The sequence below is a fragment of the Streptomyces sp. NPDC079167 genome (assembly GCF_040686735.1).
Taxonomy (GTDB): Bacteria; Actinomycetota; Actinomycetes; order Streptomycetales; family Streptomycetaceae; genus Streptomyces.
The window spans coordinates 37384-55495 of record NZ_JBFBLO010000002.1 but is presented as its reverse complement, the minus strand read 5'-3'; the positions used below and the strand labels follow the sequence as shown (position 1 = coordinate 55495).

The window sequence follows — 18112 nt, the reverse complement described above, 5'->3', positions numbered from 1 at the left end:
TCGCATGCCGGCGTACGGCGTGCTGCCACGGCCGGCCCGCTGCGGCCCGCTGCGGACTCCTGCGGGAGGGCGCACGACGCTCCGCCGGCCGCCCGGCAGCGGTGGTCAGCAGCGGTCCTCGTCGACGCTGATACGGAGAGCCACCTCGACGCTCGCCAGGACGGACTCCGGCTCGTGGGGCGACACGCTCAGGCAGTAGACCGTGTCGACATCCTCTACCGTGACCTCGAACCGGTCGACCGCGCCGGGCGCGTCCCTGTCGTACGGTGGCGAGACGCTCACCCCTCCGTAGGAGGGGCCCTCGCCGCTCTCCCGGATCGCGTCCCGGATCAGCCCGTCGTAGCCGCCACTCCAGGAACCGACCGTCTGCTCACTGCCCTCCAGGGTCCGGACGGCGGAGTGCACGGCCTCCCGGAGCTCGCCCTCGCTCCATGTACCGCTGTCGTGAAGGGTGTACGCCATCCCGCCGGCGAACAGCAGCGAGCCGATGATGAGGGCGAGACCGACCGGATCGGCCGGGTTGTAGACGTACCGGGACGTCCCCCACTCCGATCGGATGAGGGCGGGCTCGTCATCGCTGTCCCTGCTCACGGAGCGAGCCTATTCGTGCATGGAGCGGCCCCCCGGCCGGACGCCGGTCCGCCGGCCCCCGGAAGGCTCCGCAAAGCTTCACCCAACCTCCTTATAGTGGTGCCGCGTTGATCGAGGTCCTCCTCGACCGGCTGCCCGACCTCGGACTCGCCGTACCCGCCGGGGAGCTCGTCAGGCGGCCGTCCGCCTTCCTGCGGGGCATGAACGCGCTGCCGTCCGGTTCGCTCCCGTACACACGACAGGAGACCCGCTGTGAACTGCCCGCACGCGACCGTGGTGATCGACCCCATGGTCCAGGACCTCGACGGTGAGACGGAGACGCTGCGGGCTTCCGCCCCGCTCGCGCGCATCGAGCTCCTCGGCGTCCCCGCGTGGACCGTGACCCGGCACGCCGAAGCGCGCCAACTCCTCGTCGACACCCGCCTGGTGAAGGATCTGGACGCCTGGGGGCTCTGGCGGAGCGGGGAGGTCACCCATGCCTGGCCGCTGATCGGCATGATCGACGCCGGACGTTCCATGTTCACCGTGGACGGTGCGGAGCACCGCCGGCTGCGGACGAAGACCTCCCAGGCCCTCACGCCGCGCCGGCTGGAGGCGATCCGCCCCGCCATCGAGAGGTTCACCGAGGAGCTGCTGGACGCGCTCGCCGCGCAGGGAGAGTACGGGGTCGTCGACCTCAAGGCCGCGTACGCCCAGCCGCTCCCGATGAAGGTCGTCGGCCTGCTGATGGGGGTGGACGAGACGCTGCACCCCATGCTGACCCGGCAGTACAAGGCCTTCTTCTCCATGCTCACCCCGCAGGAGGACCGACTGGCGCTGATCGCCGAACTCGATGTCTTCTACGCCGAACTGGTGCGGCAGAAGACCGCCCGCCCCACGGACGACCTCACGAGCGCGCTGATCCTCGCCGACGAGGGCGGGGAGCCGCTCACCGAGGAGGAGGTCGTCGGCAACCTCAAGGCGATGGTGGCCGCCGGGCACGAGACCACGATCGGGCTCATCCTCAACGCCGTACGCGCGCTGCTCGCCCACCCCGACCAGCTCCGCAAGGTGCTGGACGGGGATATCCCGTGGGACACGGTCATCGAGGAGACCCTGCGCTGGGACACGCCCACCACCCACCTGCTGATGCGGTTCGCCACCGAGGACATCCGGGTCGGCGACCAGGTGATAGCCGAGGGAGAGGGCGTGGTGGTCTCCTACCGGGCCATCGGCCGGGACATCACCCACCACGGCGCCGACGCCGACGCCTTCGACGTCACCCGGCCGACGCCGATCCGGCACATGACCTTCGGCCACGGGCCCCATATCTGCCCCGGTGCCGCGCTGTCCCGGGTCGAGGCCGGCATCGCGCTGCCCGCGCTGTTCGGGCGGTTCCCGGAGCTGAAGCTCGCGATCGCCGACGACGAGATCCGCAAGCTGCCCGTCATGACGCAGAACGACATGGAGGCCTTTCCCGTCCTGCTGCACGGCTGACGGCTGACGGCCGGCGGGGGAGGGCCCCCAGGCCGGCCACGGGCCCGTCCGGCGTGTGTCCGGCCGTGCGACCCGGCTGGACCATGCGGTCGTTCGGAATGCCGGACGGTGTCCGGTTCTCCGGAGAAAGTGAGTGACGCGCGGCAACCCGAGCGGTGCGGGCGGCGACTGCGAGGTGCACCCCGTCCCCGACCCGAAGGAGTCTCCTCATGAGCCGCACTCTGACGAGAAGCCTCGCCGTGCTCCCCGCCGCGCTCCTGCTCGCCCTCGTGCCAGGCAGCGCTTCCGCCTACCCCAACCCCGGTATCGTCAACGGTGACATCGTCGTCCACGACCCCAGCATGATCCGCGGCTCGTCCGGCCAGTACCTGCTCTACTCGACCGGTGAGGGCCTCCAGCTCCGCACCTCCACCGACCGAACCGCCTTCGGCCGCTCCGGGAACGCCTTCACCACCAAGCCGGCCTGGTGGAAGAACTACTCCTCGGCGTCCGACCCCTGGGCCCCGGACATCTCGTACCGGGGTGGCAAGTACCTGATGTACTACGCCGTCTCGTCCTTCGGCTCCAACACCTCAGCCATCGGCCTGGCGGCCTCCACCACCGGACAGGCCGGCAGCTGGAGCGACTACGGGATCGTCTACACCTCGAACTCGTCGAGTGACTACAACGCCATCGACCCCAATCTGTTCGTCGACGACGACGGCAAGTGGTGGCTGTCCTTCGGCTCCTGGTGGACCGGCATCAAGATGATCCGGATCGACCCGTCGACGGGCAAGCAGTACGCCGGGGACACCGCCCGCCGGTCGCTCGCCTCCCGGCCCACCGGGACGAAGGCCGTCGAGGCGCCCTCCATCGTCAAGCGCAACGGCTACTACTACCTCTTCGCCTCGTACGACACCTGCTGCGCGGGCACCAGCTCCACGTACAAGATCAAGGTGGGCCGGGCCACCGGCGTCACCGGCCCCTACAAGGACAGGAACGGCGTCAGCATGCTCAGCAACGGCGGCACGCCCGTCATGGAGTCGCACGGGCGCTACATCGGCCCCGGCGGTCAGTCGATCATGGCGGACTCCGACGGCGACCTGCTCGTCTACCACTACTACGACGGCCAGGACAACGGCACCCCGAAGCTCGGCGTCAACCTTCTGAACTGGAGCAGCGGATGGCCCGTCGCCTACTGACCCCGCTGAGCGCCCTCCTGCCGGCGCTCGCCCACTCCCGGGCCGCAGGGCAGGAGACCGCATGGCCGGCGGGCTGGACACCCTCGGCGTACTGAGCCACGGTGGGTGGCGGGGAACCGTTGCCCACCACGGTCGAAGCGCTTCGACTCCTACTCTGGACAGTCCCTGTGAGCGAGTCTAGGCTCCACGGTGTCTGTGCATGTCGGAGTGCGAAGGGGAGCACAGCACGGCGCTGTCGAAGCGCTTCACCCGCTCTCCCCTCCGGTCGCCATCTGTAGGGGAGAAGCCGAAATGGTCACGCTTGCCGAGGTCGCCCAGCACGCCGGAGTCTCCGCGAGCACGGTGAGCTATGTCCTCAGCGGCAAGCGGTCGATCTCGGCCTCCACCCGGGAACGGGTGGAACAGAGTATCCAGCAGCTGGGGTACCACCCCAACGCGGGTGCGCGCGCCCTCGCCAGCAGCAGGTCCAACATCGTCGCCCTGATGGTGCCCCTGCGTACGGACATGTACGTGCCGGTGATGATGGAGATCGCCATCGCTGTCGCCACCAGCGCCCGTACGCACGGTTACGACGTCCTCCTGCTCACCGGGGAGGAGGGGCCGGCGGCCGTCCGGCGGATCGCGGGCAGTTCGCTGGCCGACGCGATGATCCTGATGGACGTCGAACTGCACGACGAACGGCTGCCGCTGCTCCGTGACTCGGGCCGGACCGCCGTCCTCATCGGCCTGCCCGCGGACACCTCCGGGCTGACCTGTGTGGATCTCGACTTCGAGGCCACCGGGGCGCTCTGCGTGGACCACCTCGCCGGCCTCGGGCATCGAGAGGTGGCCGTGATCGGCGAAGCGGCCGCCGTCTACGAGCGGCACACCGGTTTCGCCGAACGGACCGTGGACGGCATACGGGCCAAGGCACAGGCGACCGGGATGCGGATCCTGCACCGCCCCTGCGAGGGCGGTTACGCCGCGATGGCCGGCACCCTGGGCCGGATCTTCGACGAGCGGCCGGGGACGACCGGTTTCATCGTCCAGAACGAGGCCGCCGTCGAACCGCTGCTCAACCTGCTCCAGCAGCAGGGGCGGGCCGTGCCGGAGGACGTGTCCGTCGTGGCGATCTGCCCGGAACAGGTCGCCACGCAGGCGTCGGTGCGGCTCACGTCCGTGGCCATCCCGGCGCAGGAGATGGGACGCCGGGCGGTGGAACAGGTGGTTGCGAAGCTCGCGGGCCGGGGTACGGACGAAGTGGAGTTGCTGGAGCCGGTTCTGACGGAGCGTGCGAGCTCGGGACCCGCGCCGGTGTGACTGCGCGCCCCCGTTCTCACCCGTCCGGGTGGTGTGTCCGTCACCTATCCCGCAGTGGTTCGTCGCGGTTCCGCAGACGTGTGTCACAGGTGGTCAACAGGGCTTGAAGTGCCGCTGGTTGCTGAAGATCCCACGTGATAACTTCGCGATCCGGCATGAAGGTGTTACCGGCTCGACGGGGGTGGTCGGTGGTGGTGAACGGGCTGTCCGGAGCGGACGAGCCGGGCGACGCCAGGGCGCAGCTCATCGTCGCACTGGTCGACTTCCTGTGCGATCAGGACTTCGTGACCGACCGCGACCAGTGCGGCCAGTTCATCGGCTTCGTCGCGGATCAGGTCGCCGCGGAGATCGTCTACCGACGCCAGAACCCGCGGGCCGACATGCTGTCCTTCCTCCGGGTCGTGCTGCCGCTCGAAAAGGGCCTCGAAGCGTTGAAGTCCGCCGTGCGCGCTCTCGGTGGCCCCGAGAGTCTGGTCGAGCTGACGCGGATCGTCGATGCGGCCGAGCCGGACGAGGGCGACTTCACCCCCGGCGTGGTGCGGGAGGCCCACCAGCTGCTCGGAGAGGTGTGGCGCGTCGACGAGGCCCGGCTGCACACGATTCTGCACCACGAGCTCGGGGCTGACGTACCGTACGGCCGGACGCCTGTCGAGCTCTTCGACCACCTGTGCACGGTGAACACGCAGGTCGACGGTCTGCCCCCGGCGCTGGTGCTCGTCGAGGCCACCGCGTCCCTGGCTCAGTCGGTGCTGTGCGAGGAGCTCAGGGGCTGGTCGGACGCGTGGGCCCGGGAAGCCGGACCGGACGTCGTGCGGGCGCTCGAGGAGCGGAGGCGCGCGATCGCGGCCCGGCCGCCGGCCGACCCGTATGTCGCACGTTGTCTCGTCGTGATGGTGGAGCCGGCCGACGACAGTTCGGCTGATGTCTACGTACGTCATTGGGTCAACGCCGCGCCCGGCTACTGGGAGCCCGTGGCGGGAGACATCGAGCGCACGAACCTCGAAGCGCTGGCCGGTGCGGTCGAACGGGCGGTCACCCAGGGGGCGTCACGCTGGGCGGATGCCTCGGAGGGCGAAGGTGATCCTCCCGTGCAGATCGAGTTCGTCCTCCCTCTCGAATTCCTGAATCACGACATGGCAGGCATCCGACTGGGTACGAGATCCCGTGTCGCGGCACCGATCGGCCTTCACTACCATGTGCACCTGCGGAGCCTTGAGCGCATGAGGGCCCGCGACACGCGGGAGCACGGCCGGTGGCGGGCCCGGTGGACGCAGCTGAAGAAGGCCGGCGTGGCGGAGGCCCATCGATGGCACGGGCAACAGGACGACCGACTGGAACGCTGGCATGCCAGACTTGTGAAGGACCCGAGTCTGACCGCGGTCATACTCGATGTTCCCGCTCTGCCCGGCCACGGTGTGGACGCGCTCAGCATCGCCATCGAACAGGGGATCGGCCTGGCGGCCTGGGACCGTCGGCCGGACAGCCCGGATCTGTCCGGCCAGGTGCTGACCCTTCTGCTCGCTCACCCGCCGGCGCAATTACCGTCGAAAGTAAGTCAGATCCGCCAGGAGGCTGAGGACTTGGGGCGTGACAGCCTTTCCGTGGGTAAGTACATGGCGTTCTTCTGGGACGACCCGTACCGCCTGGTCGACTGCGAGGAGTTGACAGCATGACCGAGCAGGTCTCGGCAGCGCAGTCCGTCACGCCACCCTCCTGGAGGGTGTTCCACGCAACGGGGCAGCCTCCGGCAGGCGACCCGCCCCAGCTCCCGCAGCCCCCGCCCTGGCGGGTGTTCGCCGGGAGCCCGCTGCAGCAGGACCCACCCGACGACGCTCAGTCCGCGCTGCGCCGGCTCGGCACCGTGCAGGAAGGCCCGCAGTTACGCGAGGAGGAGATCAACGCGGTCAACGCCGCCCTCCTGCTGCGCCGCCCCCTGCTGATCACCGGACCGCCCGGGGTCGGCAAGTCCACCCTGGCGTATCTGATCGCACAGGAGATGGGCCTGGGCAGAGTGCTGCCGTGGAGCATCGTCAGCCGCACCACCCTGCGCGGCGGGCTGTACGAGTACGACGCCATCGGGCGCGCCCAGGCCATCGCCGCGTGGCGTGCCGGGTCCACCCCGGAGGCGGAGAGCGGCACGGGCGGCGCACCCGACCTCGGGGACTTCGTGACCCTCGGCCCGCTGGGCACGGCTCTGCTCGCCTACGGTCGCCCCAGGGTGCTGCTCGTCGACGAGTTGGACAAGAGCGACATCGACCTGCCCAACGACCTGCTCCACGTTCTGGAGAACGGCAGTTACGAGATTCCGGAACTCGTACGGGCAGGTATGGCCGAGGTGTCCGTCTTCACGGACGATCCCCAGTGCAGGGCCGTCGTCGAAGCGGGCCGGGTCGAGTGCGCGGAGTTCCCCGTCGTCGTGATCACGAGCAACGGCGAACGCGAGTTCCCCGCAGCCTTCCGACGCCGGTGCCTGCCGCTGGAGATGCGCCCGCCCAGCCGCGAACACCTGGTGTCCATCGTCGTCAGTCACCTGGGCCGGAGCCCGGAAGGCATCGAGGGCCTGGTGGACGACTTCGTCAGGCGGGTGGAAGGCGGAGGCACCCAGTCCGTCGATCAGCTGCTGAACGCCGTCCAACTCACCACGGCCCACGGATTCCGGGACGACGGCGACGGGCGTAAGCTCATCGAGATGCTTCTCCGCGACCTCTCGAAGGGTCGCTGATGAACGGCTCGCCACGGGAACGCGCCCCGGACGCGTCACCCGCCACGAGCAGCGGCGGCCTTCGCGAAACCGACGGCGAGGCGAGCTGGCAGGACCTCGCCGACGCCGTCTGGCTCGCAGCGGCCTGGCACCGGGCGGGCCGCGGAGCGGAGGAGGGGAGCGGGCGGGCGGACGCGCCCTTGCCCGACCGCACGGAGGACGCACTTCCCGAAGCCGAGGCTCCCGCGTTCGAGGACGGCGCACAGGACACGGTGCCCGCCGCGAGCCACCTGGACGCCGATCTCCAGGACGTGGAACTGCTCGACGCTCTCCCCGTGCGGCATGGCCGGCCCGACACCGCCCTGCCCGACCCGGCACGTCCCGCGAGGCGCGTTCTGCCGCTGCCCTTGGCCAAGGCCCTGCGCGGCCTGGGCCGACGTGTGCCGTCACGCCACGAAAGCAGGCTCGACGAGGCCCGCACCGCCGAGAACGGTGTGATCGACGGACTGTGGATCCCCTACCTCGATCCGGTCCAGGAACGCGCCTTCGACCTGATGCTGCTCGTGGACAGGGCTCCCACGATGCCCGTCTGGGACAGCGACGTACGGCAGCTCGCCGACGAGGCGGTGCGCAGCGGTGCCTTCCGGGACGTCCGTACGGTCGACGTCTCGCTGCCCGATGCCGCCCCGCCCGAGCTGCGCTGGCCCGGCAACCGGCGGGCCGACCCCGCCGAACTCCTGGACGGCAGGGGGACACGGCTGTTCCTCGTCGTGACCGACGGACTGGCGCCGGGATGGGCCGGGAGCGGCGCCGACGAGCTGCTGGGGCGGCTCTCCGCGGCCGGGCCGACGGCGCTCGTCCACCTGCTGCCGCAGTACCTGCGCCACCGCTCCTCCGTCTACCCGTTCCGGGCACGGCTGGACGCCGCGGGGTTCGGGGCGCTCAACCGCCACTTCATCTGCCACCCACCGCACGGAGTACCCGAGCACGCACACGTACTGCCCGATACGGGTGACGGTTCCGTGGCCGTACCGGTGCTCAGCCTGCGCCCCGGCTCGTTCCGTGCCTGGGCCGATCTCGTCACCGGCGAACGCGGCGTGCGGCGGACGCTGCCCGTGATCCTGGCCGGGGCGATGGCCAAGGGGGTGTCCGCTCCGGGTCTGCGGGCCTCCAGGATCGACGGGCCCCGCGCGGCGGCGGACGCCGTGCGCAGGTTCTTCTCCCTCGCCAGCCCCCTCGCACGCCATCTCGCGGTCCTGCTGGCCGTGGCCCCCTTGCGTTTCGACGTGATCGAGGAGCTGCGTGCCCGCGCCTTTCCCGCGTCCCGCCCCGAGCACCTGGCCGAGGTGATGATGGGTGGCCTCATCGACTGGGAGCGGGACGGCGAGGACGGGCCCGACTTCGCCGACGGCATTCGCGAGGCCCTGCTGGCCACCGGCAACCGCACCCAACTCGCCCGTGCCGTGGGCCTGCTGGCCGAGGCGCGGGCCAGCCGGGCGCAGGGCATCCGGCTGCGCGCCGCACTGCGTGACCCGGCACAGGCGGCACTTCCGGACGGCGCGGGCGGACCGGCGTGGCTGCGCATCGAGCTGGCCGTACTCCGGGCTCTGGGAGGGATGCCGTACCGGCGGAGGGTGGCGCGGCTCAACGACGTGCTGCAGGACGGTGTGGCCGTCACGGCAGGGTCGACAATTGATGATAAAGAGGCATCTGATGTGAATGAGAACGGCCCCGCTTCCCCGTCGCTTCCGACGGTTCCACCAGGAGGATCTGTGTCGCCGACGACACCACCCGTAGACACCGAGCAGGATCGGGTCGACGAGCGCACGCCTGCCCCCGCATCCGAGCTGCGGTTCGTCCGCACCGGCCAGCCGAAGATCATGGGCAACGTGCCACCGAAGAACCCGAACTTCACCGGGCGGGAAAGTCTTCTGGCGGCGGTGGAACAGCAGTTGCGGGAGGACGAGACCGCGGCCGTCCTCCCGCACGCACTGCACGGCATGGGCGGCGTCGGGAAGTCGCAGATCGCCGTCGAGTACGTGTACCGCCACAGCGGCGAGTTCAATGTCATCTGGTGGATTCCCGCGGAGCAGGAGAACCTGATCCTGGGTGCTCTCGCCGACCTGGCCCGCAGCCTGGGCCTGGAGGTGGGACCGCAGGCCAACGCCGCGGTGCCCGCCGTGCGTGAGGCACTCCGGACGGGCAAGCCGTTCGACAACTGGCTGCTGGTCTTCGACAACGCCGAGGACATCGAGGCGGTGCGCTCCTACTTCCCCAACGGCGGGCCCGGGAAGATCATCGTCACCTCCCGCAACCGTGAGTGGGAACGGGTCGCCACCCCCCTGAGCGTCGATGTCTTCGACCGGGAGGAGAGCATCGCACTCCTGCAGCGCCGGGCCCGTGGCCTCGCCTCCGGCGACGCGGACCGGCTCGCCGCCGCACTGGGCGACCTGCCCCTCGCCGTCGAGCAGGCGGGTGCATGGCACGCCGCCACGGGGATGCCGGTGAACGAATACCTCACCCTGCTCGATGAACGCCGGCCCGAGATCCTCGAGCTCGCCCCGTCCCCCGACTACCCGCTGCCGGTCGCGGCGGTCTGGGACATCTCCCTCGGGCGCCTCTCGCAGGACAACCCGGCCGCACGCCAACTCCTGGAGATCTGCGCCTGCATGGCGCCGGAACCCATCCCGCTCAACCTCTTCAGGGGTGGCCGCAACATCGAGGTCACGCCCGAGCTCGATCCGGTCCTGCGCGACCCGCTGCTCCTCGCGCGTGCCACCCGGGACCTCAGCAAGCTGTCGCTGGTGAGGCTCGATCACAAGACCGCCACCCTGCAGATGCACCGGCTCATGCAGAACGTGATCGTGGCCAGGATGGACCCCGAGGAGCGGGCCAGGATGACGCGGGCGGCCCATCTGCTGCTCACGACGGCCAAGCCGGGCGCACCCGCGTCGCCGGACCAGTGGCCCGCCTACCAGGCCATCCTCCCGCATGTGATCGCTTCCGGGGCGGTGGAGAGCTCCGACGGGTGGGTCCGCGACCTCGTCTACGACATCGTCTTCTTCCTCTACTACTGGGGCGCGCACGAATCGGGCGCGGCCCAGGCCCGGCTGGCGTGGGCCGCATGGCGTGACCAGTCAGGTGACGAGGACCTGCACGTCATCAGGATCACCAAGCTCCTCGGCTTCTACCTGCGGCTGCTCGGGCGCCCCGCGGAGGGCGTCGTGCACAACGAGCGCGCGCTGGCGATCTCCCGGGGCGCGGACATCCCGGACGAGGAACTCGTCGACTCGATGTGGCAGATGGCGGGGGCACTGCGGCACCGGGGCGAGTTCGGCCAGGCGCGTGAACTGGCCGAGGAGGCGTTCACCCGGGCGAGCGACCTCTTCGGGCCCGAGGACCCCACGACGCTGAGCGCCGCACACGACTACGGCGTGACGCTGCGGCTGAACGGCAACTTCGCCCTCGCGCGGGAGATCGACGAGGAGACCGCACGCCAGAGGGAACTGCTGTACGGGCCGGTGAACGGGCTCACCCTCAACACGTTGAACGGGCTGGCCATCGACCTGCGTGAGGCGGGTGACTACCTGGGCGCCCGTGCACTCCAGGAGTCCAACTACCTGCCCTACGTCGCCCACTTCGGTGAGACGAACGCGGCGACCATTCGCGCGGCGCTGAATCTCGCGGTGTGCCGGCGCAGGGCGGGTGTGGTCGAGGGTGCGTCCGCTCTCGCCGAGCAGACCCTCGAGCGTTTCACCAGCCGTTACGGGCTGAACAACACCGATGCGCTCTGCGCGGCGAACCACGCCATGGTGGAGCGCCGGCTCAACGGTGACCTCGGAGGCTCCCGGGAGCTAGGGGAGCAGACGCTCGCCGCCTACCGCAAGGTGCTCGGCGACCACCACCCCTTCACCCAGTTCGCCAAGGTGAATCTCGCGGCGACACTACGGGCCCAGGGCGACACGGACCGGGCGGAGCGGCTGGACACCGAGGCGCTCGAGAACCTGGAGAACGCACTCGGGGCGAAGCACGTCGGTACGCTGACCGCGGGAATGTGCCGGGCCAACGACCACTACGCGCGGCTGGACTTCGCGCAGGCCATGACCGTCGACTCGGACCTGCTCCCCAAGCTCACCGACACCGCCGGGGCCGAGCACCCGCTGACACTCGCCTGCACGGCCAATCTCGCGCTCGACCGGCGCGGACTCGGTGAGTCGGCGGAGGCCGACCGGCTCAACGGCGTTGCCGTACAGGGCCTTTCGCGACTGCTCGGGGCGAACCACCCCTGGCACACCGCGGCCAGGCTCCACCAGCGCATCGAATGCGACCTCACGCCGCTGCCGATGTGACGCCGGCTAAGGCCGGCTGGACCGTCGGCCCCGTCCGCCGCCGCGTGGCGGCGGACGGGGCCGCATCGAAGAGGCGACGGGGGACGGGCACATGACCACGGTGGTCTTCACTCACGGCACAGGTGTGCGCGAACCGCACCTGGGCGGGCTGGTCGCGAAGATCACCTCAGGGCTGGCCGCGACGGCTCCGGGCGCACGCCTCATCGCGTACGACTGGGGCGGGCCGTACGGGGCCGAGCTTGCCGCGGACGGTGCCAGCATTCCGGCCGCACCGGGCGCGGGAACGGGCAGGAGCACCTCGGGCCCCGACGGGCGCGACGACGTGGAGGAGTGGGCCCGGCTGTACGACGATCCGACGGCCGAGCTGGCGGCGGCGGCCGCCGCGGGGTCCGGACGCCCGACGCCGCCCGGAGCCGCCTTCCCGGACGAACGCCCGAGGGCACTCCTCCTGGACATCGCGGCCCGGGGCGAACCCGGAGCGGAAGCACTCGCACCCTGGCTTCGGGAGGCGGCGGCCGAGCTCGCGCGCAGTCCCCTTCTCGGCCCCGCCGCCGAAGCGCTGGATCCGGAAACCCTGGCATCGGTGCTGGCCAGGGCCCTGACCGCCACAGTCGTCGGTGCGGAGATCGCGGCGGACAGCCCCGTCCAGACCGGAGGCGACGGCAGGGACGCGGCCGTCGCCGCCCTGGCGGAACGCCTGGGTGCCGCACCGGCAGGCACCGGCCGAGGCCCCCTGCTCCGGATGGCGGGAAGGCCCCTCGTACGCCTCGGCTCCCGCTACGCCGTGCGGCGCCGCCGCGCGCTCACGGACGCCGCGCACCCGGCCGCCGGGGACATCCTCAGATACCTCGCCAGGGGTGAGGACATGCGCCAGGGGCTGCGGGACCTCGTCGGCACGCTGGAGCCGCCTGTCGTCCTGCTCGGGCACAGCCTCGGCGGCATCATCTCGCTCGACACGCTCATATCCGGCCCGCTGCCCGGCGTCGAACTCCTGATAACCGTCGGCTCGCAGGGCTCCTTCCTGTACGAGACGGGCGCACTGCCCATGCTCGCCCACCCGGATCCGCTGCCCGGCCACGTTCCGCCGTGGCTGAACATCTACGACCGCCGCGACCTTCTCGGGTACGCCGCCGAACCGCTCTTCCCCGGCCGGGCCCAGGACGTCGCCACCGACAGCCGGCAGCCCTTCCCCGTGGCGCACAGCGCCTACTGGACCGATCCCGCCGTCTACGGAGCGATCGGGGAGCGGTTGTCATGACCCGCCGCCCCATCCCGGCGGACCGCGTGTTCGCCCTCGTCGTCGGCATCGAGAAGTACGCCGCCGGGCCCGCCTGGGACCTGCCGGGCCCTGCCCGGGACGCCCTCCGCTTCCGCGACTGGCTGCTGGCGCGCGGAGTACGCGACAGCCATGTGCAGCTCCATCTCGCACCGCTGCCGGGCAGCGTGCCCGAGGTCCCGTTCCGCCCGGCCGACCACGAGTCGCTGAGACGCGCCTTCATCACCGACCTCCCGGACCGCGGGGACGAAGCGCTGTGGGTGTGGTGGGGTGGCCACGGAGTGCTGGACACGGACGACAACACCCGGCTCTACACCGCCGACGCGACCCTGGGTGACCGGCGCAACATCCATGTCGAGTCGGCACTCGCCCGGCTCAGAAGCGACGTGACCCCCGGTCTGGGCGTGCAGATGTGGATGGTCGACGCGTGCCGCACCTTCGACGAGCTGCACCGCTTCCCGCAGCCTCCGCCCACGGAGCGCCTGCCGGCCGGAGGGCGGGTCGCCGCGCACGAGCAGATCCTGATGTTCGCCGCAGGCCGTGGGCAGCGGGCGGCCAACGATCCGGACCGCCGGCTCGGCGTGTTCTCGGACATCGTTCTGAGCGCTCTTCCCGACGAGCCGGTGCCGGACCCCCAGTCCCTCTTCGAGGCCGTGAAGGCACGGATGGACGCTCTCCAGGCAGCCGGCAACGCCCGGCAGACCGTCGACTTCCGGCTGGAGAGACCAGGGCACGCGCACATCGAGCAGTCGGACCCGCCACCTCCCGGGATGACGCCGCTGGGCAGGCTCATCGAGGCGCTGATGGCGTATCCGCTGATGAGCGACCGTGACGAGCGGCAGACCCTGGTCAACGAACTGCCCGCAGCCGCCGTCGCCCGCATGCCCAGGCACCTGGTGCCGCGCACGGACGTGATCGGCATCGTACGCACCCTCAGAAAGCGCAAGGACGGCCTGTACGAGCTGTACGACGCGGTGAGACTGCTCGACGACGACGCCGGCCGGTCCGCCGAACTCAAGGCTTCGGTGCAGGACTTCATGGCGGAGTCCGGGCCAGGAATGTGATCCGCTGGCGTGATCACACGGGTTTCGGGAAGGGGTCCCATTCGTCATGATGGAGTAAACGGTGGCATCCTGTGCCACCGCTCGCGAAGGGGGAGCGCGCCTTGTACCAGCCGGTGCCCGCCGAAGACACACCCGATCACATCGAGTCCGACCTGATGGACCTGACCTCCGTAGGCGTCGCCGACCTGAGGCGTCTGCCCGCCCCGAGCGGGGCGGCACGGCTGCTCGCCGAGATCCGGCGCGCGCGCACCAACGCGATGGGAAACGGTGAGCCCGGCCGGGCCGAGTAGAAGGCCCCACGGGCCACCGCGATGAAACCGTCCACGACAGGGAGCGATGTGTACGCCCCGATCCGCATGCCAGGACCGCTGTTCGACGAGATCGCCGCGGGCGGCGGCTCGCCCGAGGCCGTCGCGTTCCTGGTCCGGGGCGAGCGTACGCGCCGTCTCCTGCTCCTGCGTGAGCTCTTCGACCTCTTCGACGCGGACCCCCGCATTCTCGGTCCGCTCGACGCACGGACGGTCTGGCCCACGCTGGAGGCCGCCGCGGACCGTGCCCCCGAGCCGGTCGAGACGCTCCTGCTGACCCCCCAGGTCGGCAGCTGGCTCGCCCACACGCTCCGCCGGCTGCACGGCACGGCGTCCGGGCCGCCCCTGTGGGCCGACGCCGGGCAGATCGCCGCGGTGGCCGCGGCTGCGGCCGTCCACGCCGGCACCGACGCCGAGCTGCTCCTGCCCGCGCGGGGCGGAACCCTGGGACTGCCCGCGCTGGGAATGGTCCGGCTGCCCGGCACGGACGGGGGCGACTACCACCCGGTGGGAGTCACGGTCTCCGGAGGGACCCTCACCGTGCGGACCGGTCACGGGCCGGACATCGTCGTACGCCCGCTCACGGAGCGGGAATCACCGCACTGGCTTCCCGTGCACCGGCTGGAGACCGGCCCGGGGACGCGCACCGTCCAGCTCGACGACCTCGACCCCTACCGCGACCTGGACGAGCCGATAGCCCCCGGCCGGCTCGGGCCCGACGAACTCCGTTGCTGGCAGAAGCTGTTCGCCGACGCCGTCGCCATACTGGGCCGGGGCGGAACGGTGGGCGCGGGCGGGCTGCGGCCCGAGGAGATCAGCCGCATCGTGCCCTGGCACGCCGAGGACGGCGACGCGGATCTCCCCATTCCGGCCGAGGGGCTCAGCGCCTCCACGGGTGACGCCTTCGCCTCGATGGTGATCGCCCGGCCGCCGGACGGTCTCGCCCTCGCGGAAACCCTCGTCCACGAATTCCAGCACAGCAAACTGGGCGCCCTGCTCCACCTGTTCCCGCTCCTCGACGACGACCGGGCCGAGCGGCACTACGCGCCCTGGCGCGCCGATCCCCGCCATCTGCCCGGTCTCCTCCACGGTGCGTACGCCTTCGTCGGCGTCACCGGATTCTGGCGGGAGCGGATCGGGGACACCGGGGCGGACCCGGACGGGCGGGCGCCGTACCTCTTCGCCATGCGCCGGCTCCAGACCCGTATGGTCCTGCGCACCCTGGCGACACAGGCCCGGCTCACCGGACCGGGCAGGCGGCTCGTCACCCGGCTGTCCGAGACCGTCGACGGCTGGTTGAGGGAACCCCTGGATCCCGCGACCGTGGCCAGGGCGCGGGCCTCCGCTGTCAGCCACCGGGTGGAGTGGCGGCTGCGCAATCTGCGCTGCGGTGAGGACGACCGGGGGACACTCCTCAAGGCGCGGCGATCGGGCGCTGCCCCCGCGCCCGGTGGTCAGGTGCTGGTCGCGACGGATCCGGGCCGTGGCCACTGGCAGGACGGCCGCGCACGCCTGTACCGGCTACGGGAGTTCGAGGCCGGCCCCTCACCGTCGGCCGACGAACTGCTCGTCGCGGGAGACCCGGAAGCGGCCCGCGCGGCGTACACCGCGCAACTGCGCGGGCCCGGCCCGCTCGATCCGCACGCGCTGTCCGGCTGGCTGCTGGCGCACACGGCGCTGCGCCCGCACGACCGCCGGCTGCTGGCCCGTCCCGAGCGGTTCGCGGCCCTTGTGGAGGGGACACCGCCCGACGACTGGACACGGACCGCCCGCTGGCTGGCAGGCGGCCCCGACGTGCACTGACGCCGGGTGCGGAGACGCGCGCCCCGTCTCATCCGCGTTCGCGGAGGTAGGCGTCCAGCTCCGCCGCCCCCGTCAGCATCGCCCGCCCCCGGGCGGACAGCCGCCCGTGCCAGTCGCGCAGCGCGGCCTCCAGCGGCTCCGGGCCTCCCGCTGCCCGCACCTGGGCGATCAGCGGGGCGATCTGCTCCAGCAGGTAGCCGCCGCGCCTGAGCTGGTGGGTCATTCCGGCGTCCCGCACTGCGGCCTCGTCGTACACGCGGTACCCGGTCCGCGGGTCGCGGCGCGGGTGCACCAGCCCGGCGCTCTCCCACTTGCGGAGCGTCGCGGGCCGGATGCCGAGCTTCCCCGCCAGCGGACCGATGAACGTCCCGGCGGCCCCGGACACCGCGGCCGGACCGGCCCCGGCGACGGGCTCCAGGTCACGGAGGGCACTCTCCACGGCCTGGAGCGTCCGCCGGTCGTCGAGGAGCTGGGCGTGGCTCTCGTCGATGAGGCGGAACGCCTCCTCGGCCGCGCCCTCGTTCACGGCACGCATGACCGACGTCGCCGTGCGGTGACCGTGGGCCGGAACCAGTGCGAGGAACGCGCGCAGCGCCCCCGCGTGCAGCGGCGTGTAGGTGCGGTAGCCGTGAGGTGTGCGGTCGGCTGCCGGAAGGATGCCGGCCTCCTCGTAGTTCCTCACCGCCTGCGTCGACAGCCCGTGCCCCCGTGCGAGATCGACCGGCCTGAGCCGCACACCGGTTTGAAGGTTATGACCCATGACGCCGACGATAGCGCGGCAAAGTCTCAACCGAAGGTTCAAAGATACCGTTTAAGGCATGGACACTGACATCAAGGACACCGTTCATGCCGTCGACGCCGCAGCCGTGATGAGGCTGCTCCCCGCCCGGCCCCGCCTCCTCGCCCTCGGCGAGCCCACCCACGGCGAGGAGGCCCTGCTCGACCTCCGCAACGAGCTCTTCCGGCAGCTCGTCGAGCAGGAGGGCTACCGGACGATCGCGATCGAGAGCGACTGCATGGCGGGTCTGCTCGTCGACGACTACGTCACCTCGGGAACGGGCACGCTCGACGACGTCGTGGAGCGCGGGATCAGCCACGGCTGGGGCACCTCCGCCTCCAACCGCGAGCTGGTGCGCTGGATGCGCGCCCACAACGACGGCCGGCCCGCTTCCGAGCAGCTCCGCTTCGCAGGGTTCGACGGCCCGCTGGAGATCACCGCCGCCGCGAGCCCACGCCAGGCCCTCACCGCGCTCCACGGCTACCTCACGGACCACGTGGACCCGGAACTGCTCCCGTGCACCGTGGAGTCGCTCGACCGTCTGCTCGGGGCCGACGACCGCTGGACCGATCCTGCCGCGATGACGGACCCGGCACGTTCCGTGGGGCGGTCGGCCGACGCCGGCCGGCTGCGACTGCTCGCCGACGACCTGGTGGCACTGCTCGACACCCAGACGCCACACCTGGTCACGGCGACCCCGCGCGACGACCTGGACCGGGCGCGCCTCTACGGCCGGACCGCCACCGGCCTGCTGCGCTACCACCGCTGGACGGCCGACACCTCACCGGCCCGCATGACCCGGCTGTGCGCGCTGCGGGACCGGATGATGGCCGACAACCTCCTCGCCGTCGCCGCGCGCGGACCGGCGTTCGTCCACGCCCACAACTCCCATCTCCAGCGGGAGAAGAGCTCGATGCGGATGTGGCAGGGGCCCGTCGAGTGGTGGAGCGCCGGCGCGCTGGTGAGCGCCCGGCTCGGCGAGGAGTACGCCTTCGTGGCCACGGCGCTCGGCACGATCCGGCACCAGGGAGTGGGCACCCCGCCCCCGGACACCGCCGAAGGGATTCTGTACGGGCTCCCCGAGGACCGCTGCCTCGTCGCACCCTCGCGGCTGGCCACCGCCCTCGGCGGCACTCCGCCGGCGCGCCGCGAATCCCCCTGGTTCGGGTATGCCCCGCTCGACCCGGCCCACCTCGCGGCAGGCGACGGCCTCGTGTTCGTCAAGGACGTCCCCCGGAGCCGGTGACAACGGCCCGGGAGACGGGCCGGGGGCGTCCCCCGGCCCG

The 18112-nt window shown here is 71.4% G+C and carries 13 protein-coding genes and 1 pseudogene; 12 read left to right on the top strand and 2 right to left on the bottom strand.

What is annotated here, in order from left to right:
* Positions 1–105 precede the first annotated feature (105 nt).
* On the bottom strand, positions 106–591 hold the full coding sequence (locus AB0P41_RS04460) for a hypothetical protein (RefSeq protein WP_356713229.1): 486 nt from the start codon (positions 589–591) through the stop codon (positions 106–108).
* Positions 592–701: 110 nt separating this feature from the next.
* Between AB0P41_RS04460 and AB0P41_RS04455 the strand changes: the two are divergent.
* The 11 genes and pseudogenes from AB0P41_RS04455 to AB0P41_RS04405 form a co-directional block, all read left to right on the top strand.
* Positions 702–847: pseudogene (locus AB0P41_RS04455) on the top strand (cytochrome P450); the annotation flags it as partial.
* A gap of 32 nt (positions 848–879) precedes the next feature.
* Complete coding sequence (locus tag AB0P41_RS04450) at positions 880–2067, top strand: cytochrome P450 (protein ID WP_365930725.1); 1188 nt, start codon at positions 880–882, stop codon at positions 2065–2067.
* Positions 2068–2276: 209 nt separating this feature from the next.
* Positions 2277–3248 (top strand): arabinan endo-1,5-alpha-L-arabinosidase, encoded by a 972-nt coding sequence (locus AB0P41_RS04445; RefSeq protein WP_365930013.1) that lies wholly within the window; start codon positions 2277–2279, stop codon positions 3246–3248.
* 291 nt (positions 3249–3539) lie between these two features.
* Positions 3540–4547: a LacI family DNA-binding transcriptional regulator gene (locus AB0P41_RS04440; protein ID WP_365930011.1), complete on the top strand. Its 1008-nt coding sequence runs from the start codon at positions 3540–3542 to the stop codon at positions 4545–4547.
* A 194-nt stretch (positions 4548–4741) separates the two neighbouring features.
* Positions 4742–6220, top strand: coding sequence for a hypothetical protein (locus tag AB0P41_RS04435; RefSeq protein WP_365930009.1), 1479 nt, complete (start codon positions 4742–4744; stop codon positions 6218–6220).
* Positions 6217–7269, top strand: coding sequence for an AAA family ATPase (locus tag AB0P41_RS04430; RefSeq protein ID WP_365930007.1), 1053 nt, complete (start codon positions 6217–6219; stop codon positions 7267–7269). Before AB0P41_RS04435 ends, AB0P41_RS04430 begins: the two co-directional genes overlap by 4 nt.
* Positions 7269–11597 (top strand): FxSxx-COOH system tetratricopeptide repeat protein, encoded by a 4329-nt coding sequence (fxsT, locus tag AB0P41_RS04425; protein ID WP_365930005.1) that lies wholly within the window; start codon positions 7269–7271, stop codon positions 11595–11597. The genes AB0P41_RS04430 and fxsT overlap by 1 nt, the downstream gene beginning before the upstream one ends.
* A gap of 91 nt (positions 11598–11688) precedes the next feature.
* On the top strand, positions 11689–12855 hold the full coding sequence (locus AB0P41_RS04420; protein WP_365930003.1) for a hypothetical protein: 1167 nt from the start codon (positions 11689–11691) through the stop codon (positions 12853–12855).
* Positions 12852–13937: a caspase family protein gene (locus AB0P41_RS04415; RefSeq protein ID WP_365930001.1), complete on the top strand. Its 1086-nt coding sequence runs from the start codon at positions 12852–12854 to the stop codon at positions 13935–13937. Before AB0P41_RS04420 ends, AB0P41_RS04415 begins: the two co-directional genes overlap by 4 nt.
* 101 nt (positions 13938–14038) lie before the next feature.
* Positions 14039–14227 carry an aldo/keto reductase gene (locus AB0P41_RS04410; protein WP_356713213.1) on the top strand — a complete coding sequence of 63 codons (189 nt, stop codon included), beginning with the start codon at positions 14039–14041 and terminating at the stop codon, positions 14225–14227.
* 66 nt (positions 14228–14293) lie between these two features.
* On the top strand, positions 14294–16048 hold the full coding sequence (locus AB0P41_RS04405; RefSeq protein ID WP_365929999.1) for an HEXXH motif domain-containing protein: 1755 nt from the start codon (positions 14294–14296) through the stop codon (positions 16046–16048).
* A 28-nt stretch (positions 16049–16076) separates the two neighbouring features.
* Here the strand turns inward: AB0P41_RS04405 and AB0P41_RS04400 are convergent, their stop codons facing one another.
* Positions 16077–16808: a TioE family transcriptional regulator gene (locus AB0P41_RS04400; protein ID WP_356713209.1), complete on the bottom strand. Its 732-nt coding sequence runs from the start codon at positions 16806–16808 to the stop codon at positions 16077–16079.
* 58 nt (positions 16809–16866) lie between these two features.
* On the opposite strand from AB0P41_RS04400, the gene AB0P41_RS04395 reads away from it, so the two are divergent.
* Positions 16867–18072 carry an erythromycin esterase family protein gene (locus tag AB0P41_RS04395; RefSeq protein ID WP_365929997.1) on the top strand — a complete coding sequence of 402 codons (1206 nt, stop codon included), beginning with the start codon at positions 16867–16869 and terminating at the stop codon, positions 18070–18072.
* Positions 18073–18112 lie beyond the last annotated feature (40 nt).